Origin of the sequence: Blautia massiliensis (ex Durand et al. 2017) (assembly GCF_051861785.1) — a bacterium.
GTDB classification, from domain to species: domain Bacteria; phylum Bacillota; class Clostridia; order Lachnospirales; family Lachnospiraceae; genus Blautia_A; species Blautia_A luti_A.
In genome coordinates, this window is record NZ_CP146725.1 from 2,342,362 (window position 1) to 2,364,436 (window position 22,075).

The following is a 22,075-nucleotide window of genomic DNA, read 5'->3' on the forward strand; positions in this document are numbered from 1 at the left end:
ATGGGATTGAATCATTTTGATAAAAACGGCAATGCTGTTATGGTGGATGTGTCCGACAAACCGGTCACTCACCGTACGGCAACAGCCACGGGTTCCATTCAGGTAAGTCCGGAGATCATGGCCGCGGTAAAAAGCGGAAATGTGAAAAAGGGTGATGTACTTGGTGTGGCTCGTGTGGCAGGTATCATGGGTGTGAAGCGTACTTCTGATCTGATCCCCATGTGCCATCCACTTCCCATCCAGAAGTGCTCTGTGGATTTTGAGACCGATGAGGATGCGGGAGTGATCCGTGTATTCTGCACGGTAAAAACAGAGGGAAAAACAGGCGTGGAGATGGAGGCCCTGACAGGTGTTCAGGTGGCGCTTCTTACCATTTATGACATGTGCAAGGCAATTGACAAGCACATGGTTATGTCTGATATCCATCTGGAAGAAAAAACAGGAGGCAAAAGCGGAGATTTCCGCTTTGAGGAAAAATGATAGACAGGTGCGGAAGAAATATTGATTATCTCAGGATTTCCGTAACTGACAGATGTAATTTGCGGTGTATTTATTGTATGCCGGAGGAGGGAGTGCAGCATGTGTCGCGCTCCCTTATTTTGCAGGAAGAGGAAATCTTGAGGATCTGCCAGGTGATGGCAGAGCTGGGTATCCGGAAGATCAAGCTGACCGGTGGGGAACCTCTGGTTCGTTCCGGAATGCCTCAGCTTGTGGAAAAACTGAAAAATATGACGGGAATCGAGAAGGTGACTCTGACTACAAATGGTGTGCTTCTGAAAGAGCAGATGAAGGATTTTGCCCGGGCAGGGCTGGACGGATTGAACATCAGTCTGGATACGCTGGATGAGGCCTGCAGCAGGAGAATTACCCGGCGTGATGAATTAGATCGGACGCTTGAAGGGATCTCAGAGGCGTTGAAGTATCCGGAGATTTCGCTGAAGATCAACTGCGTACCACTGGGAATTCCGGAGCAGGATCTTTGCGAGGTGGCGTTTCTGGCCAGGGATCATAAGGTGCATGTGCGGTTTATTGAGATGATGCCCATTGGGATGGGAAAAGAGTTTCATGGGGTGTCGGAGGTGGAACTGCTTCGGATCCTTGGGGAAAAGCTTCCGCGGTTTTCACCGTATGTTGGGGAGCCCCTTGGGAATGGACCGTGTCATTATTATGATGTGGATGGTTTTTCCGGAAAGATCGGGTTTATCAGCGCGGTGAGCCATAAGTTCTGTGGGGAGTGTAACCGGATCCGGCTGACTTCTCAGGGCTTTTTGAAGACCTGTCTGCAGTATGCGGCGGGAAGGGATCTTCGGGAGGTGATCCGCAGTGGTGGTTCGGATGAGGTGCTGAAGGCTGTGATCCTGGAGGCGTTGGCGGAGAAACCGGACGGGCATGCTTTTGGAGGCAGCCTGGAGAAACAGAAGGAAGATAAAACGGAGAAGCTTTGTATGGCTCAGATCGGAGGTTGAGTGTTGATGAAAAGAGTTGCTGTGATCACTTCCAGTGATAAGGGGTTCAGAGGAGAACGTGAGGATCTCAGCGGGCCGGCTGTAAAGGAAATCATGGAGGCGGCCGGGTATGAGGTTGTTTCTGTGGATGTTTTGCCGGATGACCGTGGGATGCTGAGTGCACGGATGGCAGAGATCGCGGATATGGGTTTGGCTGAACTGATTTTGACTACGGGTGGTACCGGGTTTTCTCAGAGGGATGTGACACCGGAGGCTACGGAGGATGTGATCGGGCGGCGTGTGCCGGGGATTCCGGAGGCGATGCGGGCGTTTAGTATGACGATTACGAAGCGGGCGATGCTGAGCCGGGCTACGGCCGGGATCCGGAAGGGGACGTTGATCGTTAATCTGCCGGGGAGTCCTAAGGCTGTCAGGGAGTGCCTGGAGGTTATTATTGAAGCGTTGGGGCATGGGATTGAGATTTTGACCAGCGATGCTGGAGAATGCGGACGGTAGTGTGCGGTGTATACCTGTACTAACAAACGGACGCCCAATGGAGTCAGAGCCGGTACGGTGACACGCTGTTGGATGTGGTATGTTTTGTGATCAAAATTCATTTACAGCAATTCATAATTCCTGAGGCTTGAGAGTTGCATGTGGTAGGCTTTGCCGGATGTATTGATATTTGGAAATTAATATTGCTGGTGTAATAGGAATAAATTTGGTAACGCTGTGTAATTAATAGGAGTTTATTATGGGAAAAGTACTTGCGGTTTGTATCAGTGAGAAGAAAGGGACACAGAAGAAGAATGCTGGGTCTGCGGTTTTTGTGGAGGACTGGGGGCTTGAGGGGGATGCTCATGCCGGAAAGTGGCATCGGCAGGTGAGTCTTCTTTCCGGTGAAAAGATCGATGCGTTTCGGGCGAAGGGTGCAGAGGTCGAGGATGGTGCTTTTGGTGAGAACCTGGTTGTGGAAGGGATTGATTTTGCAAAGCTTCCGGTTGGCACCAGGTTTCGTTGTGGTGAGGTTGTGCTGGAGCTGACTCAGATCGGAAAGGAGTGCCACAATGGCTGTGCCATTTTTCAGAAGATGGGTGAATGCATCATGCCACGGGAAGGTGTGTTTACAAGAGTGCTGAAAGGTGGAAAAGTTTCCGTCGGTGACGAGATGACTGTGGATAAAGCTATGATTTTTGATACCCATGCACATTACGATGATGAGGCTTTTGATGAGGATCGTTTTGCCATGCTGGATAGTATGCAGGAGAACGGGATCGGGCATATTGTGGATGTGTGTGCTTCTGTGGGACATTTTGACCGGGTTTATGATTTGGTGGAGAGGTATCCTTTTGTTTATGGCGCAGTGGGTGTTCATCCGGATGATGCGGATAAGGTGGATGCAGTAGTTCTGGATGAGATCCGCAGATATTGCGACATGAAAAAAACGGTAGCTGTAGGCGAGATCGGCCTGGATTATTACTGGCATAAGGAGAAGGAAGAGCATCTTCTCCAGCAGAAGGTATTTCGCCAGCAGATGGACATTGCCCGTGAGAAAAAGCTTTCGTTTATGATTCATAGCCGCGATGCCGCGGAGGATACGTTGAATATTGTGAAAGAATATATGAAGGACGGAATGCATGGCGGAATTATTCATTGTTTTTCATATAGTAAAGAAATTGCAAGAGAGTATCTGAATATGGGACTTTATCTGGGAATCGGTGGAGTGGTTACTTTTAAGAATTCCCGGAAGCTGAAGGAAGTGGCAGAGTATGCGCCGTTGAATCAGATTCTGCTGGAAACCGACTGCCCCTACATGGCACCTGTGCCGAACCGTGGAAAAAGAAACAGCTCCCTGTATTTGCCGGAGGTTGTGAAGACGATCGCGGAGCTGAAAGGTGTCAGCTGCGAGGAGGTTGTGTCTGTGACGGAGAGTAATGCGTTGCGGGTGTTTGGGCTGGTTTGAGAATAAAAATATTGAAAATACACAAAGAGACTTCTCAAAAGATAAAAGATATTTTATAATTGATAATATAAATGTGAATTTATTACTTTTCAAGGTTTGCATATCGTACGATAAGAGTAGATGAGGCGCTTCATTTTTGAATTTGAGGTTTGAGATGATGTAAAAACGCATAGTATTCAAACTAATAGGAGTAGTGTTATGTACATTTAAGGGCAATTATTAGTATATGGATTAATATTATTTGTGATTTATTTAATATTGAGTTAAGGGGAATTAGTTTGAGTATTGATAGATTCGGGATAAGGTTAGTGTTTTAAATGCAAGAGTAGGATTTGAAAGAAGAGAATGTATAAAATAAAGAAGAAGCCGCTGTATGGCAGATGAAGAGTCATTTGTCATATGGTGGCTTTTTGAATGATCAAAGTTTTGAAGGTTTGTCGAACTAATTGAGGGTCAGTCGAGAGAGATTGGCTCTTTTTGCCTTAATAAGCCTAAAAAAAATTTGTTTTGACGGCAAAGAAATCAATGATGCATGTTCATATGTGACCGTTTTTATATGAAAATATATGTTACAATAGATGTGTTCCTTTAATTTTGCCAAATAAAAAAGGAGCTTCCTGTATATTTTAAAGAGTAAAGGGAATTGACCCAAAAGAATACCTCAAGTAAATGTAGAAAATCAGGCAATTAATCTTTTGTCAAAAGAAGAACTGAATAAGAAAATAGAGGTGGTAGAAAAAGAACTGAGATCCTGCACCTGGCGGGAATTGGAAACAAACGGTAAATTTTCCAAGAACGATAAACTCTCCTTCATTACGGATGACATGCTTATAGTTGGATGCGATATAGGCAGTGAGACTCATTATATCAGGGCAATTGATGTCAGAGGAAGGGAGTTGAGTCGCGGAGCATTTGAATTCAGCAATACTTCAGAGGGCTTTGAGAATGCAAAAGCATGGATGCTGGAACTAGAAGCAAAAAATGATAAGAAACAGATAGTGCTGGGTCTTGAACCAACAGGCCACTACTGATTTGCGTTGGCTGCATGTATGATTTCAAGCGGAATCAGTGTTGTCCAGGTAAATCCATATGCCGTAAAGCAGAGCAAAGAAATTGAAGACAACAGCCGGCTCAAGGATGACAGAAAAGATCCGAAACTGATTGCAAATCTTGTGAAAGATGGAAACTACGGAATGCCATATCTTCCAGAAAACGTTTATGCAGATATGAGAAGGCTCTCTATGTTCAGAGATCAGCTTACCGAGGACAGGATAAGAAATATCAATCGTCTTCACAGGAAATTGAAAATCTATTTTCCGGAATACATGGACGCATTTGGGAAAATAGATGGAGCATTCACTCTGCAGGGTTCTGGAACAGAAACCCGTAAATGATGGAGCCCGGAACGGACTCCATCTGCAAAAGACCAACAGTAAGCCATAGTGGTATTTTATGAAAAATCACTATAACTCGTTAAAGGTTAGAATGATTTTTGCAAACATATATTGTGAAGACAAAAATGGAGAAATTACTCTAAGAGTTGCTGAGAGCTGCTTCGTCAGCAACGATTGTAACATCATTGTGTAACTGTAAAATAGAAGCGGGGACTTCAGGAGTAATTGCTCCATAGAGTACTTCTTTTAGTATGGCTGCTTTATCTTCCCCACTTACAACGACTAGAATTTTTTTTGCCTGCATGATATTTTTAATACCCATAGTATAGGCTTGTCTTGGAACGTCTTCTTCTGAAGCAAAGAAGCGTTTATTTGCTTCGATTGTGCTTTCTGTCAAATCAACACAATGTGTTTCTTTTTCAAAAGCAGCTCCAGGTTCATTAAATCCGATATGACCATTGTGACCAAGACCGAGAAGCTGAAGATCAATACCGCCCTGTTTACGGATAATTTCATTATAGGAATCACATGCTTTCTTTGAATCTTTTTCCAGACCATTCGGGACGAAAGTATGAGTTTTATCAATGTTTACATGGTCGAATAAATTGTGATTCATAAAATAACGGTAACTCTGGTCATTTTCAGGGCTTAATCCCTTGTATTCATCAAGGTTGACACTTGTTACTTTAGAAAAATCCAGATCTCCTTTTTTATACCATTCGATTAATTGTTTGTAGGTACCAACTGGAGAAGAACCAGTGGCTAATCCGAGTACACAGTTGGGTTTCATTATAATTTGGGCAGAAATGATATTTGCTGCTTTTCTACTCATATCCTGATAGTTTTTTGCTCTATAAATAATCATTATCTATGCTTCCTTTCTAAAATAATTTATTTATTTATCCTCTAGTATATCTAAAACGAAAATAATTTCAACAGAAAAGTATTATAAAGAAACTAGTTTCGTACGCTGGAAGAATTACTGTTGGTTTGTGCAACTTAACCCAAAAAAATGAATGCGTAAAATTGAATAAAAGAGCCTTTGAGCGAAAAATATGAAACTAGTTTCAAAAATATCGATATATATTGAAAAAAGTTTCATAATAATCTATACTACCGTCAAGAACGAAGGAGGGCAAAGAGATGAATCACAAAATTGAAAATCTTAAGGGAAAATTGATTGTATCTTGCCAGGCATTACCGAATGAACCGTTACATTCATCTTTTATTATGGGAAGAATGGCACTGGCAGCGAAAGTTGGAGGTGCCAGTGGAATTCGCGCCAACACAAAAGAAGACATTAAAGAGATTAAGTCTCAGGTTGATTTGCCAATTATTGGAATTGTCAAAAGAGACTATGCAGATAGTGATATTTACATTACGCCGACTATGAAAGAAATCGATGAATTGATGGAAGTAAAACCGGAGATTATCGCAATGGATGCAACTATTTCCAAACGTCCTGGAAATAAAACGCTGGATGAGTTCTTTCATGAAGTTAAAGCAAAATATCCGGAACAGCTCTGGATGGCTGATTGTTCAACAGTGGAAGAAGCACTTCATGCTGATGAGTTAGGGTTCGATTTTATTGGCACAACTATGGTGGGATATACCGAACAGAGTAAGGGTGACAAGATTGAAGCAAATGATTTTGAGATTTTGAGGAAAATCGTATCCAAAGCAAAACATAGAGTTATCGCAGAGGGAAATATTAATACACCAGAGAAAGCAAGACGTGTCATTGAGCTTGGAGCTTATAGCGTTGTAGTAGGATCCATCATCACAAGGCCACAGTTGATTACAAAATCATTTGTTGAAGAAATGGAACGCTAAAAAAGGGAACAATGGAAATTATATAAAGAAAGGGAGAAAAAACTATGAGAAATCTGGAAAAGTACAAAGGAGTCATTCCGGCATTTTATGCATGCTACGATGAAAAAGGAAATGTAAGTCCAGAAGGGGTACAGGCACTGACAAAATATTTTGTGAAAAAGGGAGTAAAGGGTGTCTATGTAAACGGATCTTCAGGGGAATGTATTTACCAGAGTGTGGAGGATCGAAAGATCATTCTCGAGAATGTTATGAAAGCCGCAGAGGGTAAACTTACTGTTATTGCACATGTTGCATGTAATAATACAAAAGATAGCCAGGAACTGGCAAGACATGCAGAGAGCCTTGGCGTAGATGCAATCGCAGCTATTCCGCCAATTTATTTCCATTTACCAGAATATGCAATTGCACAATATTGGAATGATATCAGTGCAGCAGCACCACATACAGATTTTGTAATTTACAACATTCCTCAGCTTGCAGGTGTTGCTTTAACACAGAAGCTTTTTGCAGAAATGAGAAAGAATCCAAATGTAATCGGGGTTAAGAACTCCTCTATGCCGGTTCAGGATATTCAGATGTTCAAGCAGGCAGCTGGCCCAGATTACATTATCTTTAATGGCCCAGATGAGCAGTTTATGAGTGGACGTGTAATTGGTGCAGAAGGTGCTATTGGTGGAACATATGGTGCTATGCCAGAACTGTATCTGAAACTGGATGAATATGTAAAGGCAGGCGAGATGGAAAAAGCAAGAGAGCTCCAGTATGCTTGTGATGAAATTATTTATAAGATGTGTTCCGCACATGGAAATATGTATGCAGTAATCAAAGCAATTCTTAAGATTAATGAAGGTCTTGAACTGGGCGGCGTAAGAGAACCTCTTCCTGCTTTAATTGAAGATGATATGGATATCGTGAAAGAAGCAGCACAGATGATCTGTGATGCAAAGAAGAAATATTTATAAAAAACACGAAACGGTACCCGGCAAAATGGCCGGGTATTGTTTTAAAGAGAAGATCACTGGGAATACAGGAGGAAAAGAGTATGCAGGGATTTACTTATATTGACCTTGTTATCTTGATCGTATACTTAGCGGCAGTTTTGTTTGCCGGCCTTCATTTTGCAAAAAAGGAAATGAAGGGAAAAGAGTACTTTAAAGGAGATGGAACCGTTCCGTGGTGGGTTACATCCGTATCCATTTTTGCAACACTGCTGAGTCCGATTTCTTTTTTATCACTGGCAGGAAATTCATATGCAGGAACGTGGATTATGTGGTTCGCACAGCTGGGTATGCTGCTTGCTATTCCACTTACCATTAAATTTTTCCTTCCAATATATAGTAAACTGGACATTGACACTGCATATCATTACCTTGAACTGAGATTTGGAAGCAAAGGCCTTCGTGTTCTCGGAGCGGTTATGTTTATCGTATATCAGATTGGGCGTATGTCTATTATTATGTATCTTCCGTGTATGGTACTCGGAAGTCTGACGGGTATTAATGTAAATCTTTTGATTATTATTATGGGTGTAATTGCAATTATTTACTCCTATACAGGTGGTTTGAAATCTGTACTCTGGACTGATTTTATCCAGGGATCCGTACTTCTGATCGGTGTAACATTTGCCTTGATTTTCCTTTTAGTACATTTGGACGGAGGAATTGGATCTATTTTCCAGGCATTTGCTACAGAGCATAAATTCCTTGCTGTAGATCAGCCAATCTTTAATCCTAATATATTAAAAGACAGTGTATTTATTATGATCGTTGGTGCTGGATTTAATACTATGGGTTCCTATGTTTCTAGCCAGGACATTGTTCAGCGTTTTACAACAACTACAGATACTAAAAAATTAAATAAAATGATGCTGACAAATGGAGCATTATCTATTTTTATTGCAACTGTATTTTATCTGATCGGAACAGGTCTGTTTGTATTTTATAAACAGAACGCATTACCACCAGCAGCTGCACAGGATCAGATTTTTGCATCTTATATTGCGTTTGAACTTCCAGTTGGTGTAACGGGACTTTTATTAGCTGCGATTTATGCTGCCGCACAGTCAACACTTTCTACCGGTTTGAATTCAGTAGCATCCAGCTGGACACTGGATATCCAGTCAAGCCTTTCTAAAAAAGAGTTAGGTTTTGAAAAAGAAACAAAAATTGGACAGAGAGTTTCTCTTATTGTTGGTATCTTTGCGATTGTAGTTGCAATGGTACTTGCAAATGGCGGAGTAAAATCTGCATATGAATGGTTTAATGGATTTATGGGACTGGTACTTGGAATTTTGATTGGAACATTTATCCTCGGTGCATTTACAAAGGTTGCAAATACATTTGGTGCAGTTGCAGCATTTATTGCATCTTCTGCAGTTATGGTTTATATCAAATATTTTGTACCTGCTGACAAGGTAACAATTTGGAGCTATTCCATTATTTCCATTGTAGTTTCCTTAGTGATAGGTATTCCAGCAAGTATTATTTGGAGAAAAGTGAAAGGTGACAAATCTGTACCAGCTCCAAATACAACAATCTTTAAGAACTGATAAGGAGTGTATGGAAAATGATTTTTGGAAATATTAAAAATACAGAAGAGTTTCCGTATCTTGAAGAACAGATTAAAGAATGCTTTGAATATGCAAAAAACCATGATTTGGCTTCTTATGAAAAGGGAAGTCATGAAATTGATGGAGATCGACTGTTTGTGAATATTGTGGAATATACAACGACAACTCCAGAAGAACGTTTTTGGGAAGCTCATAAGAATTACTTAGATGTTCATGTAATGCTTCATGGTACTGAACAAATTGACCTGAACTTTATTCAGAACATGGATTTGAAGGAATTCGTGGAAAAGGATGATTTCCTTCCAATGGAAGGCGAAAAAAAATCTTCTGTGGTACTGACAGATGGTGACTTTTTAATTTGTTATCCAAGTGATGGACATCGGACTGCAGTTCAGGCAGGAGAGAAACCAGAAACAATTAAAAAAGCAATTTTTAAAGTGAGGATTTAAATTTATGCAGGCATTTTATCCTGCTGGAGGAGAGGGCAAACCAACGGTTTGCCTTTTTCTCATAAAGATAAGCATAACTTGAGAATGTATTTGAAATTATATATAATAAATGAAAGTAGGATTACAAGATGAACAGGTATATAAGCATTGATATCGGTGGAACCGCAATCAAATATGGAATTATTTGTGAAGATGCTGAAATAGAACTGAAAAAGTCGATGCCAACAGAGGCCTGGAAAGGCGGCCCGTCCATTCTTAAAAAAGTAATTACAATTGTTCGAGGAATGGTAAAACTGTATTCTGGTAAGATTGCAGGAATTTGTATTTCGACAGCAGGAATGGTTGATACAGAAAAAGGAGCAATATTTTATTCTGCACCATTGATTCCTAGTTACGCAGGTACGGAATTTAAAAAGATACTCGAAAAAGAATTTCATATTCCGTGTGAAGTAGAGAATGATGTAAATTGTGCAGGTTTGGCAGAGTATAAAAATGGTGCTGCAAAAGGAAGTAAAGTCGCTCTAGTATTGACGATAGGAACTGGAATCGGTGGATGTATCATATTAGATGGAAAAGTGTTCCATGGTTTTAGTAATAGTGCATGTGAAGTTGGTTACATGCATATGAACGACAGTGATTTTCAGACATTAGGTGCTGCGAGTATTCTGACAAAAAAGGTTGCAGAATGGAAAAAGGAACCAGAAGAAAAATGGGATGGTTATAACATTTTCAAGGAAGCCAAAAAAGGTGATAAGATTTGTATACAAGCTATTGAAGAAATGACAGACATTCTTGGAAAAGGAATTTCCAATATTTGCTATGTTCTTAATCCAGAGGTAGTTGTGTTAGGTGGAGGGATTATGGCACAAGAGGACTTTTTAAAAGACAGGATTGAAAAAGCAGTAAAAAAATATCTTGTATCCAGCATTGAAAAACATACAAAAATTACATTTGCAGAAAATCAGAATGATGCTGGAATGCTTGGAGCATTTTACCATTTTTGTGGAGTGCATTTAAAAGAATAGGAATGAGTATATGGAATATTATGTGAAATCTGTTGTCCCAGTTATAGAATCAAATTATGATAAGTTTACGCCTGTTGAAAAGGAAATTGCTGACTTTTTTATTCATAATCAGAAAAGGATGGATTTTTCAATAAAGAATATTTCGGAAACTTTATTTACCTCAAAGGCTACATTGGTTCGTTTTGCACAAAAATGTGGTTACCATGGATATAAAGAATTTATTTATCAATATGAAGAAACTTTTATTGAGAAGTCGGAAAAAATAACTGGAAATACAAGAATGGTTTTGAATGCTTATCAGGAACTTTTAAATAAAGCATATAGTCTTGTTGATGAAAGACAGATAGGAAAAATAACAGGATATTTCAATAAAGCAGATCGTGTTCTGGTATGTGGTTTAGGTAGCTCTGGGCTTTCTGCAAGAGAGATGGAAATACGTTTTATGAGAATAGGAGTTAATGTGGATTCCTTAGCCGATCCAGACATGATGAAGATGTCCTCTGTTTTTCAGAATAAAAATAGTCTTGTTTTAGGTTTTAGTCTTAGTGGAGAAAGAGAGGAAGTTCGGTATTTATTGAGAGAATCCTACAATAAAGGTGCAAAAACAGTACTTTTTACTACAAAGAATAGGGTTGCATTTGATGAATATTGTTCGGAGGTTGTATTGCTTCCATCTTTGAAGCATTTGAATCATGGCGATGTGATTTCACCACAGTTTCCAATTTTAGTCATGCTAGATATTATATATGCTTACTATGTAGAGCAAAATAAATATATTAGGAAAGGTATGCATGATAGCACTCTTAGGGCACTAGAAGAAGGAGAAAAGAACCATAAAGAAGTTTATTAGAGGTTTATGTAGGAGGTCGCTAAAATGATTATTGATAATGTTTATGTATATACACCAAATAAAACATTTGTAAAAGGCGGAATTATTCTGGTAGGAAACTGTATCCAGAGTGTTTATGAGGAAAAAGATACACCCCAATTAAATGAGGAAGTCATTGACGGAAAGGGGAATTATGCAATTCCTGGTTTGATTGATCTTCATTTTCATGGTTGTAAGGGTGACGATTTCTGCGATGGTAAGAAGGAAGCTCTTGGAAGAATTGCAGAGTATGAAGCGTCAGTAGGTGTTACAGCTATAGCACCGGCGACGATGACACTGCCAGTGGAAGAATTGGAACACATTCTTCAGGTGGCAGCAGAATATAAAAAGGAAACTAAGGATTGTCATAAAGCAGATTTGCTGGGAATTAACATGGAAGGACCTTTTATTAGCCATGTAAAAAAAGGCGCACAGGATGAAAAAAATATTCTTCCATGTAATGTAGAGATTTGTGATCGATTTCTTAAAGCATCAGAGGGATTAGTAAAATTTATTGGAGTGGCTCCGGAAGAAAGTAGCAATGCAATTGAATTTATTAAAGAAGTCAGCAATCGAGTGAACGTTTCATTAGCACATACGAATGCTGATTATGAGACCTCAATGGCGGCTTGCAGGGCAGGAGTAAATCATGCCGTACATTTATATAATGCGATGCCTGCATTTACACATCGTGCACCGGGCGTAGTTGGTGCTGTGTTTGATAATAAAGAGGTTATGGCAGAAATCATTTGTGATGGAATACATATTCACCCATCTATTGTACGTGCTACATTCCAGATGATGGGAGCAGATAGAATGATTCTGATTAGTGATAGTATGAGAGCAACTGGGATGCCAGATGGACAGTATACACTTGGTGGTCTGGATGTTAAAGTGGTTGGAAGATTAGCAACACTTGTATCAGATGGTGCGATTGCAGGTTCGGCAACAAATTTGATGGACTGCATGAGAACAGTAGTAAAAAAGATGGGTATTCCATTGGAAACAGCAGTAGCTTGTGCGACAATCAACCCAGCCAAAAGTTTAGGAGTAGAGGATCAGTACGGTTCCATAGAAAAAGGAAAGAAAGCCAATATTGTGTTATTAGATTCAGAACTTGAACTAAGAGGCGTCATTAAGGATGGAATAAAAATTAAATAGAAATGAAAAAAAGATTAGGGATTTTCAAGAGCAATTTTAGGTTTTGAGAATCCCTTTTTTTAATTTAATCCCAGAGTAATTCACTTTCCTGCCAGATTTTGATTTGGTCAAAGTCATAATTTGGTAAGAGATAAGGTGTTTCAAAGTAAACGCTTACAAAAAGTATCACAAATAATGATGTAGTTAATAACAGAAAAAAATGTTATGTTACACTACACCATGTTTTAGGGCACTTACTTTCTATATATGTCAATAAATTCTATTATCAATCCTCTCAATGTTAACCCCACGTTAAATCTTCATTCAACCTTCGCAAAGTCCATTGTATTCCATTTTTTCCATCCCTATAATATACGCAGATAAAGCAGTTTCAGGAGTTGACTGAGTTCTGAATCTGAAGAAGCTGGCCGGCAGATCAGTGCTCATGTATCAGAACTCATGTAAAGGGAAGAGAGATGGATAGCAGTATGGATAAAGTTCTGACGGTGATCGTGCCTGTCTACAATATGGAAAAATATATCCGGCAGTGTCTGGAATCTCTGGTGATCGGGGAGGTGCTGGACCGGATCGAGGTGCTGGTGGTGTTGGATGGCTCCAAGGATGGTTCTGCGGAGATCGCATATGAGTTTGTGGGGCAGTATCCGGATACCTTCCGGATCATTTATAAGGCGAATGGTGGTCATGGTTCAGCGATCAACACAGGTCTTATGATGGCATCCGGTGAGTATGTGAAGATCCTGGACAGTGATGACTGGGTGGAGAGGGATGCTTTCTGCAGGCTGGTGGACTGCCTTGAAACGGAAGGGACAGATATTGTCTGGAGCAATTATTACTGGGTTTATGAGATGGATGGAGAAAAAGCGATCCAGTATCGGGATCCTTTTCCGGAGGTTGTTTATGGAAAAAAATACCGGTTTAAGGATATTGCGGACAAAACCTTTATCAAGATGCATTCCATGACGATCCGAACGGAGCTTGCCAGACAGGTGGGGCGGAAGATCGATGAAAACTGCTATTACGTTGATGTGGAATTTGTCATGTATCCCATCACTGAGGTAGAGACGATCATTTTTCTGGATGAATTTGTTTATATGTACAGGCTGGGTCGTTCCGGTCAGAGTATGTCCATGGAGCAGATGCGCAGGAACCACAGAAATCATGAACAGGTTCTGAACAGTCTTCTGGATTTTTATGATGAACAGAAATTCAGACATCTGGATCAGGCACATCTGGATTATCTGGAAAAGGGAATTGCAAGGGTAGTCAGCAGTCATTTTAAGATCTATCTGAGCTTTCCCTGCTCCGGAAAAGTGTTTGCAATGATGAAAGCACTGGATGAAAAGATTCGGGAAGAGTATCCGGATGTTTATAAGAAAGTAGAGAATAAGGTTGTGTGGGCAATCCGGCGAAGTGGCTATCTTCTGTATTATCCGGGACATTTTTGCATGAGCCTGAAAGAGAAAAAAGTATGAGCGGTGAAGTGGTACGGATTCAGCAGATGATCTTTCCGGAGGATGAAAAAGAAAATCATAAGCTATATTATTCGGGGACCGGATATGAGCGTACAGAGGCCGGGCTCTGTGTAACAGAAGGCGGGAGGGTCGAGCTGTTTACGTATTTTAACGGATTTTTTGTGAAACAGTGGAAGCGTTATACGCAGATCAGGAACCCTTTTGCGGAATTTTTTGTGCAGGGAAGCTGCAGGCTCTCTCTTTTGTACAAGGATCAGAACGGGAATACGGTCACTGAAGAAAAAGCAGAGCTCCATGCAGCAAAAGAGCCGGAGCTCCTGCGTCTTAGGATGTGCTCATGGAAAGAAGCAGAGGTTTACTGGATCCGTGTGGAAGGCCTTGAGGATGGTGCCCTGCTGAGGGATTTCTCCATTTATGCAGAAGTGGAAGAGGTTCGCAGAGTAAACTGTGCAGCAGTGATCTGTACCTGCAGGCGTGAAAAGGATGTCACAGCTAATATCGATCAGATCCGGAAGCTTTCCGGGGAGAAGCGGCCGGAGGTTTTTGTTGTGGATAATGGAAACACCCTGACGGATCATGCGTTTCCGGAGTTTGTGAGATATATTCCCAACAAAAACTGCGGTGGAGCAGGGGGCTTTACCAGAGGAATGCTGGAAGCAGTAAAGCAGAAAAAATTTACTCATGTGATCCTGATGGATGATGATATTTTTCTGGAACCGGAAGTTCTGGAACGGACCAGATGTTTTCTTTCGGTGCTGAAGAAAGAATATGAGGATGCTGAACTGGCAGGCTCGCTTCTCAGAAAGGATATTCCATGGGAACAGTTTGAATGTGGGGCAGACTGGAACCGGGGGCGGATCAAAGCTTACGGAAAAGGCTTTGATCTTCGTGACAGGAATACCTTGCTGGAGAATGCAGAAGAGAACAGTCCGGAGTATGGCGGCTGGTGGTATTGCTGCATTCCTGTAAGGGAAATCCAGAAAAAGGGATATCCGCTCCCACTGTTTATCCATCGGGATGATGTTGAATACGGGCTCCGTATGGGGAAGACGATCACCATGAACGGAATCGGTGTGTGGCATGAAGCTGTCACAAGAAAGCTTTCCCAGGCTGGGGAGTATTATGACATTCGAAATATGGCCATTGTGAATGCTGCGCATCTCCGGGATTTTACGGCAGCAGAATGGAAAAAGTTTCTCATTAAATGGACTCTTGGAAATATTCTCAGAGGAAGATATCAATATATCAGGCTGAATTTTCTGGCAGTGCAGGATTTTCTGAAGGGAGAACCATGGCTGGCAGAGGAGGATGGTGTGGAACTGAATGGAAGGGTCAGAAAGCTTCTCCCACAGCTTGAAGAGATGGGGAAAAAACCAGAGAAGGATTTTCTGGTTCCGGCAGATATCAGTGTTTATACCGTGGCGATCAGAAAAAGAGTGATCTATCAGGATCCCTCCGGAAAATGTCTCAGAACGGAGAAAACCTTTGGGAAAACAGTACATGCACTTGCCGGACTGATGCGTATGCTTCGAGTGGTGGACCGGGATTTTAAAAACGCGGAAACCAGCTACAGAACAAAATGGAAGGAGCTTACTTCAGAAAATTTCTGGAACGGATATCTGGAGTGTAAAGAAGATGAATGATTATTTTAAGCTGCAGAATGTTCTATTCTGTGAGGATGACAAACTTGCAACACACTGGAAAATGTTTTTTCACGGAAGCCAGCCTGCATATGACAGACAGAACCGATGTATTGTGATCGGAGCCGGACAGGTGGTGGATTTCTGCACATATTTTAATTCCATAGCTCTCCGGAAATGGAGAACCTATACCTGGGCAGACAAACTGATCCTGAAGTTGAGAGTACAGGGGAAAATAGAGATCTGCCTGACCGGATACGAAAAGGAAGACAATCGTTATATACGTAGGATCGTTGCCAGAAAGAAGATCAATGCAGAAGAGGAAAAGGAGATCTGGATCCCGTATCCGGATAAACCGCTGGAGCTGGCGGGATTTGAAGTGCATGCACTGGAGTATTCCACGATCTTTGAGGGGGAATATGGTACAGAGGTGCAGGCAGATAAAAGAAATCATGTGTCATTGCATCTGATAACAACGACCTTTAAAAAAGAAGAATATATTTTGCCGAATATAGAGCTTCTGAAAAAAACAGTGCTCACGGAAAAACGGCTGGAAGAGATATCAGACAGAGAATCTCTGGCAAAAAATTTCTGGATCCATGTGGTGGATAATGGTCGTACGCTTTCTCCAGAGCAGATGGAAGCGGATCATGTGCAGCTTCATCCCAATCTGAATACCGGAGGTGCCGGCGGATTTACCAGGGGAATGCTGGAAAGCCTGGAGCACAGAGAAAAGCCTACAAATGTTCTTCTTATGGATGATGATGTGCTGGTTCTTCCGGAGAGTATCATACGTACGTATCAGCTGCTTCGGATTCAGCGGCCGGAATATAAAAGACATTTCATCAGCGGAGCCATGCTTTATTATGAGGAGATGGAACGCCTTCATGAGGATGTGGGATATGTAAACAGAACGGGTGAATATGGCCCTTTAAAATCGCGGATCAACACAGCCAAAATAGAAAAAGTCCTTCGCCGTGAAGGACAGAAAAAAAATCCGGATACCGCCTATGCGGGCTGGTGGTACTGCTGTATCCCTGTGGAATTTGTAAGAAAGGATAACCTGCCGCTTCCGCTTTTTATCCGTGGTGATGATGTGGAGTACAGTCTGCGTAATAAGGCGGAGTTTATTACAATGAATGGGATCTGTATCTGGCATAAAGGCTTCAGCAACAAGTTCAACGGAGCAATGGAATTTTATCAGGTGCACAGAAACAGCCTGATCCTTCAGGCGGCCAGCGGAGTATGCCGGAATATAGACTTTATGGACAGGATCAGCAAGCTTGTGCGGGTGAATCTGCTGCGGTTTAATTATGACGGGGCTGAGCAGCTTCTGGATGCAGTGGAAGATTATCTGAAGGGCTATCATTTCCTGATGAAGAATCAGGGAGAAAAGCTCATGAAGGAGGAGTCTTCAAAAAATGAAAAGCTGATCAGCCTGGAGCATTTCCCGGAGGCACCGATGAAGCCTTATGAGGTATATAATGATACGCCCAGAAAACCACTGGAAACCTTTTTGTACAGGATTACCTATAACGGACATTTCTGGCCGTCCTGTTTGCTGAAAAAACAGGTCGTTCCGGTGGCCTATGACTGGTTTTATTCTCCGCATCTGTATTTTTTCAGAAGAAAACTGCTGGTTGTGAATCCTGCAATGGAGACCGGAGCGTACCGTGAAATGGACAGAAAACGGTTTATCCGTATTCTTCGAAGAAAACACCGGATCATGAAGCAATACAAAGAAACACATACCCATGTAGAACGGGAATTCAGGGAGCACAGAGATGAAATGACATCGGAGAGCTTCTGGAGAAAATATCTGGAGATCGATCAAAAATGAAAAAGAACCATATAGGAAATCTGAATAAAACACAGTGCTTCGGATGTACCGCATGTGCGTATACATGTCCATTTGGAGCAATTATCATGGAGCGTGACCAGGAAGGATTTTTTTATCCAAGGGTGGACGAACAGAAATGTACGGACTGCGGACGCTGCCGAAGGATCTGTCCGTCTGTAAATCCAAAGGATATGACAAATTCACCGGAACCGGAAACCTATGCAGTGCGTAGTGAGAATGCTGTTCGCAGAAAAAGCAGTTCCGGTGGAAGCTTTACACTTCTGGCCCGGAGCGTACTGGATAAGGGCGGTGTTGTCTGTGGCGTTGTTATGAATGAGAAATTTCAGGTGTTCCACACATTTGCCCGGAATGAAAAAGAACTGGAACCTATGCGGCGTTCCAAGTATGTAGAAAGCAATCTGGGTGATATTTTTCCGAGGATCCGGGAGCTTCTGGATGAGAAAAAGAAGGTTCTTTTTACCGGCACGCCCTGTCAGGTAGCTGGTCTGAAGGCTTATCTCGGCAAAAACAGAGAGGGGCTTTTTACCGCGGATCTGATGTGTCACGGAGCTACTTCTTCTATGGTATTCCACCGTTATCTGGAGGAAACCTACGGGATCGAGAATGTAAGGATCTATTATTTCCGCACAAAAAAATACGGTTACAACGGAACCACCAGCGTGGCAGTGATGAAGAATGGCAGATCCTATATGTGCAGTGATGACCAAGATCCTTTTGTGAAGGGCTCTTACAGGAGTCTTTTTCTCAGAAGGTCCTGTGAAGACTGTAAGTTTGCATCGCTTCCCCGACAGGGTGATCTTACGATCGGTGATTTCTGGGGATTACGAGCATATGATAAAGAGCTGCACAGTGAACTTGGGACCTCTCTTGTGCTTGTAAACAATGACAGGGGAAAAGAGCTTCTTGAGGATGCTCTGAAGGATGCCGGATTTGTCAAAAAGCTTCCGTTTGAGGCAGCAAAGAAAAATCGTTTCCGGGAAAAAATGCACGTGCATTCCCAAAGAGACCGTTTTTTTGAGATGCTGCAATATACCAGCATGCACAAGGCAGTGGAATACTGTACAGAAGGCAGATATGACGTTGGTATGCTGGGGGTGTGGTTTGGCTGTAATTACGGAAGCGTTGCTACATATTACGGCTTGATGAAGCAGCTTCAGGGGCTGGGGCTTTCAGTGCTGATGATCGACAAACCAGGTTATACAGATGAGGACAGAGAACTCAGCGGAGAAAATCACAGCCGGATTTTTGCAAACGCACATTTTCATGTAAGCCGGAAATATGCGCTGAGTGAGATGCATCTTCTGAATCATAAATGTGATTCCTTTGTGATTGGGTCAGATCAGGTATGGAATTATGGAATCTGCCGCAATTTCGGAAGAAGCTTTCTGATGGATTTTGTCCGTGATGAAAAGAAAAAAGTAGCAGTTGCGGTGTCCTTTGGTCATGAAAAGGATTTTCGACCGGAGAGAGAACGGCTGGTTTCGGCAGAATATCTTAAGCGATTTGATGCGATTTCAGTAAGGGAAACCTCGGCAGTTGATATTCTGGAAAAAACCTTCGGAGTGTCTTCGGTTCGTGTTTTGGATCCCGTTTTTTCCACAGACAGAAGTGTTTACGATGCGATCGCAGAGGAATCTTCAAGGAGAGAAACAGAACCGTATCTTCTTACCTATATTCTGGATCCGACTCCGGAGAAAAAAGAGGCGATCCGTTTTCTTTCCGAAAAACTGGGACTGCGGGCAGTGCATATCCTGGATGGAACTCCATGGAATTATGAATCCAATAAGGAAAAAATGGGCATGGATGGAATTCTGGAAAATGTGAAATTTCAGGACTGGATCTATTATTTCAAAAACAGCAGCTATGTGCTGACAGATTCCTGTCATGGTGTCAGCTTTGCGCTGATCTATCATAAACCCTTTGCCGGGATCGGAAACTGTCACAGGGGCATGGAACGGTTTCATTCTCTGACTCATCTTTTTCAGGTGGAGGACCGGGTGGTCACAGACCCGCTGGAGATCACAAAGTCCGACCGTTTCCTCAAACCGGTAGATTATGACAAGGTTGCAGAGATCATGGAGAAGGAAAAGGAGATTTCTTCCAGATGGCTCAGAGATGCGATGTTTAAGGAAAAAGAATCCCATACCAGTCAGACATATGCCGCTCAGATCACTCCGGTCCGTAAGGAGGATATCCGGATCGTAGCGCAAAGGGTTCAGGCACCGCCGCAGCCTTTGTGGAAAAAGATATTCAGCAGACTGCCGGAGAGCGTGCAGAAAGGTATCAAAGAGAAGGCTGGGAAATACAGACAGAAGAGGTGACTGGAAATGTATGATTTTCTGATTGTAGGAGCAGGTATCTCCGGAGCTGTTTTTGCCCATGAGGTCCATAAAGCGGGAAAAAAATGTCTGGTCATTGATTCTCGTGGTACGATCGGAGGAAATCTTTACTGCGAAAACATAAGAGGAATACCGGTGCATTGTTACGGATTGCATATTTTACAGACGGACGATCGCAGGGTCTGGGAATTTCTGAACAGTTTCGGGAAATTTGTTCCGTGCAGGGAAAGAGTTTCAGAAAAACAGTATGAGGGAGTTCCGGAAAAAGGATATACGCAGATCATCCGAAAGCTTCTGAAGGATTGTGATGTATATCTCAATACAGATTATAACAGCCTGCGGAAAGAGAAGCCGGATATCGCAAAAAAGGTGTTTTATACAGGCAGACTGGATGAATATTTCGGGGAAGAGTATGGCAGACTTGTCTATGAGCTTCATAGCTATGAAACAGAATTGCGGTTTCAGAAGCATTACCAGAAGCACATGAAGGAGAAAGTCCGGGGGAAAAATGCTCAGATCATAGAACATAAATATCTGACAGGTATTTACGATAAGAAACATACGCCCTTTACTGTGATCACAAAAGAGTCCTGGGGAAAAAATCTGAAGGATGGGGTTCCTGGTATGTTGGAAAACACAGAAAAGAATCGGATGCTTTTTCGAAAATACCGGATGCTTGCAGGAAAAGAAAAAAGGGCTATCTTTGGTGGAAGAATGTTTCATGAGGGAAGCTATGGGATCGACGAAGCGGTAAGGGATGCCATGATCCTTGCAGAAAAATATGCCTGACAGAAATGTCTGTCAGGCATCGGAAGCATAAAACAGGGGATCCGGAAATCCCGGATCGTATTGTATAGCTTTTACAGTGATTTCAGTACTTTAACAAGCCGTGAATTATCCTCCGGCATCATGATACAGAATCGTACAAATTCCCCGTCCAGGCACTGGAAGGAAGAGCAGTCACGGATCATCATGCCTTGTCTGATGCAGGCTTCAAATACGTCATAGGAGGTCAGTCCGTTTTTCAGGATCCGGAGCAGGATAAAGTTTGCATAGGCGGGATAGATTTTGTAGGTGTCTGTATCCCTCAGTTCCCGGATCATCCGGTCGCGTTCGGAAAGGATCAGATTTCTGGTTTCTTTAATATAATCTTCATCCTGCAGCATGATCTCTCCTGCAAAGGCACCAAGGCTGTTAAGTGACCATGGTGTCTGTTTTTCGCGCATTTTTGCAAGAAAGTCAATATTTCCGGTGATGCCGTAGCCCAGGCGCATTCCGGGAGCAGCGAAGAATTTGGATACGCCACGGAGTACCATGAGATTGGTGAATTCCCGTGTCAGCGGAACTGCGGTGATGGCGTTGATATCCGGGGCAAATTCCACATAGGTTTCATCGATCATCACGAAGATATTTTTTTCTGCACAGAAACCGATAAGTCTGCGAAGCTCTTCCTGGGTGATGGCAGAGGAGGTCGGATTGTTGGGGTTGCAGAGGATGAGAAAATCATAGCCCTGCTCCAGCTTCCGGCAGAGATCCGGAATGTCCGGCTCGAAATCATTGCTTTCCTGAAGGTGGTAGTATTCCTGGGTACTTCCGGAGAAAGAAAGCTCTCTGGAGTATTCAGAATAGGTAGGCCCAAGGATCAGAGTATGCTTCGGGGCACGCTCCTGGATCAGAAGGGAGATCAGTTCGCTGGAGCCGTTTCCCGGAAGGATGAAATCAGCGGGAATATTGCAGTAGCTGGAAATCGTATTCCGAAGGGATGTGTATTCTCTGTCCGGGTAGGAGGAAAGGATATCCACGTGTTCTGCAATGGCTCTGCCGGCTTTTGGGGAAAGTCCCAGAGGATTGACATTTGCACCGAATTTGACGATGTTTTCTCTTTTCAGATTGTAGTAGCTGCAGATCTTTTCTATATCACTTCCGTGAAAAACGGGTTTGGTATCCATTTTTGTCACCTCACATTTTTATTTTTTTCGTAAAAAATTATATCCAGTATACACCAGAATCCGGGACAAAAAAAGATGGGATAAAAAGTTTCTGTATTTTCTATATT

20 protein-coding genes and 1 pseudogene are annotated in these 22,075 nt (G+C 42.2%); 19 read left to right on the forward strand and 2 right to left on the reverse strand.

The window, feature by feature from the left end:
- From moaC to V9W66_RS11230, 7 genes and pseudogenes are all read left to right on the forward strand, one after another.
- A complete protein-coding gene (gene moaC, locus V9W66_RS11200) occupies positions 1 to 480 on the forward strand; it encodes a cyclic pyranopterin monophosphate synthase MoaC (protein WP_144094385.1) in 480 nt (159 codons plus the stop codon).
- Positions 477 to 1,466, forward strand: a complete 990-nt coding sequence (gene moaA / locus V9W66_RS11205) for a GTP 3',8-cyclase MoaA (protein WP_144094384.1) — start codon at positions 477 to 479, stop codon at positions 1,464 to 1,466. The genes moaC and moaA overlap by 4 nt, the downstream gene beginning before the upstream one ends.
- Before the next feature lie 6 nt (positions 1,467 to 1,472).
- Positions 1,473 to 1,961 (forward strand): MogA/MoaB family molybdenum cofactor biosynthesis protein, encoded by a 489-nt coding sequence (locus tag V9W66_RS11210; RefSeq protein ID WP_144094383.1) that lies wholly within the window; start codon positions 1,473 to 1,475, stop codon positions 1,959 to 1,961.
- 238 nt (positions 1,962 to 2,199) lie between these two features.
- Positions 2,200 to 2,607, forward strand: a pseudogene (locus V9W66_RS11215) (MOSC domain-containing protein); the annotation flags it as partial.
- A 24-nt stretch (positions 2,608 to 2,631) separates the two neighbouring features.
- The gene (locus V9W66_RS11220; RefSeq protein ID WP_243121763.1) at positions 2,632 to 3,408 is read left to right on the forward strand and encodes a TatD family hydrolase; all 777 of its coding nucleotides are present in this window, start codon (positions 2,632 to 2,634) and stop codon (positions 3,406 to 3,408) included.
- Between the two features lie 695 nt (positions 3,409 to 4,103).
- Positions 4,104 to 4,439, forward strand: coding sequence for a hypothetical protein (locus V9W66_RS11225; RefSeq protein WP_243121760.1), 336 nt, complete (start codon positions 4,104 to 4,106; stop codon positions 4,437 to 4,439).
- 18 nt (positions 4,440 to 4,457) lie between these two features.
- On the forward strand, positions 4,458 to 4,802 hold the full coding sequence (locus tag V9W66_RS11230; protein ID WP_243121759.1) for an IS110 family transposase: 345 nt from the start codon (positions 4,458 to 4,460) through the stop codon (positions 4,800 to 4,802).
- 139 nt (positions 4,803 to 4,941) lie between these two features.
- Here V9W66_RS11230 and nagB read toward each other — a convergent pair whose 3' ends face one another.
- A complete protein-coding gene (gene nagB / locus V9W66_RS11235; protein WP_144094381.1) occupies positions 4,942 to 5,667 on the reverse strand; it encodes a glucosamine-6-phosphate deaminase in 726 nt (241 codons plus the stop codon).
- 278 nt (positions 5,668 to 5,945) lie between these two features.
- Between nagB and V9W66_RS11240 the strand changes: the two genes are divergently transcribed.
- From V9W66_RS11240 to V9W66_RS11295, 12 genes are all read left to right on the forward strand, one after another.
- A complete protein-coding gene (locus V9W66_RS11240; RefSeq protein ID WP_144094380.1) occupies positions 5,946 to 6,635 on the forward strand; it encodes an N-acetylmannosamine-6-phosphate 2-epimerase in 690 nt (229 codons plus the stop codon).
- Positions 6,636 to 6,679: 44 nt separating this feature from the next.
- The gene (locus V9W66_RS11245) at positions 6,680 to 7,597 is read left to right on the forward strand and encodes a dihydrodipicolinate synthase family protein (RefSeq protein WP_144094379.1); all 918 of its coding nucleotides are present in this window, start codon (positions 6,680 to 6,682) and stop codon (positions 7,595 to 7,597) included.
- Between the two features lie 80 nt (positions 7,598 to 7,677).
- Complete coding sequence (locus V9W66_RS11250; RefSeq protein WP_144094378.1) at positions 7,678 to 9,183, forward strand: sodium:solute symporter; 1,506 nt, start codon at positions 7,678 to 7,680, stop codon at positions 9,181 to 9,183.
- 17 nt (positions 9,184 to 9,200) lie between these two features.
- Positions 9,201 to 9,653, forward strand: coding sequence for a YhcH/YjgK/YiaL family protein (locus V9W66_RS11255; RefSeq protein WP_144094377.1), 453 nt, complete (start codon positions 9,201 to 9,203; stop codon positions 9,651 to 9,653).
- 128 nt (positions 9,654 to 9,781) lie between these two features.
- Positions 9,782 to 10,678, forward strand: coding sequence for an ROK family protein (locus V9W66_RS11260; protein ID WP_144094376.1), 897 nt, complete (start codon positions 9,782 to 9,784; stop codon positions 10,676 to 10,678).
- 10 nt (positions 10,679 to 10,688) lie between these two features.
- A complete protein-coding gene (locus tag V9W66_RS11265; protein ID WP_144094375.1) occupies positions 10,689 to 11,528 on the forward strand; it encodes a MurR/RpiR family transcriptional regulator in 840 nt (279 codons plus the stop codon).
- A 24-nt stretch (positions 11,529 to 11,552) separates the two neighbouring features.
- Entirely contained in the window at positions 11,553 to 12,707 is a 1,155-nt protein-coding gene (gene nagA, locus V9W66_RS11270; protein WP_144094374.1) for an N-acetylglucosamine-6-phosphate deacetylase, read from the forward strand.
- Between the two features lie 467 nt (positions 12,708 to 13,174).
- Positions 13,175 to 14,179: a glycosyltransferase family 2 protein gene (locus V9W66_RS11275; protein WP_186290077.1), complete on the forward strand. Its 1,005-nt coding sequence runs from the start codon at positions 13,175 to 13,177 to the stop codon at positions 14,177 to 14,179.
- A complete protein-coding gene (locus V9W66_RS11280) occupies positions 14,176 to 15,822 on the forward strand; it encodes a glycosyltransferase (protein ID WP_144094372.1) in 1,647 nt (548 codons plus the stop codon). The genes V9W66_RS11275 and V9W66_RS11280 overlap by 4 nt, the downstream gene beginning before the upstream one ends.
- On the forward strand, positions 15,815 to 17,659 hold the full coding sequence (locus V9W66_RS11285) for a glycosyltransferase (protein WP_144094371.1): 1,845 nt from the start codon (positions 15,815 to 15,817) through the stop codon (positions 17,657 to 17,659). The genes V9W66_RS11280 and V9W66_RS11285 overlap by 8 nt, the downstream gene beginning before the upstream one ends.
- On the forward strand, positions 17,656 to 20,001 hold the full coding sequence (locus V9W66_RS11290) for a polysaccharide pyruvyl transferase family protein (protein WP_144100349.1): 2,346 nt from the start codon (positions 17,656 to 17,658) through the stop codon (positions 19,999 to 20,001). Before V9W66_RS11285 ends, V9W66_RS11290 begins: the two co-directional genes overlap by 4 nt.
- 6 nt (positions 20,002 to 20,007) lie before the next feature.
- On the forward strand, positions 20,008 to 20,808 hold the full coding sequence (locus V9W66_RS11295) for a UDP-galactopyranose mutase (protein ID WP_144092119.1): 801 nt from the start codon (positions 20,008 to 20,010) through the stop codon (positions 20,806 to 20,808).
- Positions 20,809 to 20,879: 71 nt separating this feature from the next.
- Here V9W66_RS11295 and V9W66_RS11300 read toward each other — a convergent pair whose 3' ends face one another.
- Complete coding sequence (locus tag V9W66_RS11300; protein WP_144100350.1) at positions 20,880 to 21,968, reverse strand: pyridoxal phosphate-dependent aminotransferase; 1,089 nt, start codon at positions 21,966 to 21,968, stop codon at positions 20,880 to 20,882.
- Between the last annotated feature and the right edge of the window lie 107 nt (positions 21,969 to 22,075).

What these genes read in the sequence shown, in the direction of transcription:
- moaC (WP_144094385.1), top strand. Translation starts at nt 1, where the DNA reads ATGGGATTGAATCATTTTGATAAAAACGGCAATGCTGTTATGGTGGAT.
- moaA (WP_144094384.1), top strand. Translation starts at nt 477, where the DNA reads ATGATAGACAGGTGCGGAAGAAATATTGATTATCTCAGGATTTCCGTA.
- V9W66_RS11210 (WP_144094383.1), top strand. Translation starts at nt 1,473, where the DNA reads ATGAAAAGAGTTGCTGTGATCACTTCCAGTGATAAGGGGTTCAGAGGA.
- V9W66_RS11220 (WP_243121763.1), top strand. Translation starts at nt 2,632, where the DNA reads ATGATTTTTGATACCCATGCACATTACGATGATGAGGCTTTTGATGAG.
- V9W66_RS11230 (WP_243121759.1), top strand. Translation starts at nt 4,458, where the DNA reads ATGATTTCAAGCGGAATCAGTGTTGTCCAGGTAAATCCATATGCCGTA.
- nagB (WP_144094381.1), bottom strand. Translation starts at nt 5,667, where the DNA reads ATGATTATTTATAGAGCAAAAAACTATCAGGATATGAGTAGAAAAGCA.
- V9W66_RS11240 (WP_144094380.1), top strand. Translation starts at nt 5,946, where the DNA reads ATGAATCACAAAATTGAAAATCTTAAGGGAAAATTGATTGTATCTTGC.
- V9W66_RS11245 (WP_144094379.1), top strand. Translation starts at nt 6,680, where the DNA reads ATGAGAAATCTGGAAAAGTACAAAGGAGTCATTCCGGCATTTTATGCA.
- V9W66_RS11250 (WP_144094378.1), top strand. Translation starts at nt 7,678, where the DNA reads ATGCAGGGATTTACTTATATTGACCTTGTTATCTTGATCGTATACTTA.
- V9W66_RS11255 (WP_144094377.1), top strand. Translation starts at nt 9,201, where the DNA reads ATGATTTTTGGAAATATTAAAAATACAGAAGAGTTTCCGTATCTTGAA.
- V9W66_RS11260 (WP_144094376.1), top strand. Translation starts at nt 9,782, where the DNA reads ATGAACAGGTATATAAGCATTGATATCGGTGGAACCGCAATCAAATAT.
- V9W66_RS11265 (WP_144094375.1), top strand. Translation starts at nt 10,689, where the DNA reads ATGGAATATTATGTGAAATCTGTTGTCCCAGTTATAGAATCAAATTAT.
- nagA (WP_144094374.1), top strand. Translation starts at nt 11,553, where the DNA reads ATGATTATTGATAATGTTTATGTATATACACCAAATAAAACATTTGTA.
- V9W66_RS11275 (WP_186290077.1), top strand. Translation starts at nt 13,175, where the DNA reads ATGGATAAAGTTCTGACGGTGATCGTGCCTGTCTACAATATGGAAAAA.
- V9W66_RS11280 (WP_144094372.1), top strand. Translation starts at nt 14,176, where the DNA reads ATGAGCGGTGAAGTGGTACGGATTCAGCAGATGATCTTTCCGGAGGAT.
- V9W66_RS11285 (WP_144094371.1), top strand. Translation starts at nt 15,815, where the DNA reads ATGAATGATTATTTTAAGCTGCAGAATGTTCTATTCTGTGAGGATGAC.
- V9W66_RS11290 (WP_144100349.1), top strand. Translation starts at nt 17,656, where the DNA reads ATGAAAAAGAACCATATAGGAAATCTGAATAAAACACAGTGCTTCGGA.
- V9W66_RS11295 (WP_144092119.1), top strand. Translation starts at nt 20,008, where the DNA reads ATGTATGATTTTCTGATTGTAGGAGCAGGTATCTCCGGAGCTGTTTTT.
- V9W66_RS11300 (WP_144100350.1), bottom strand. Translation starts at nt 21,968, where the DNA reads ATGGATACCAAACCCGTTTTTCACGGAAGTGATATAGAAAAGATCTGC.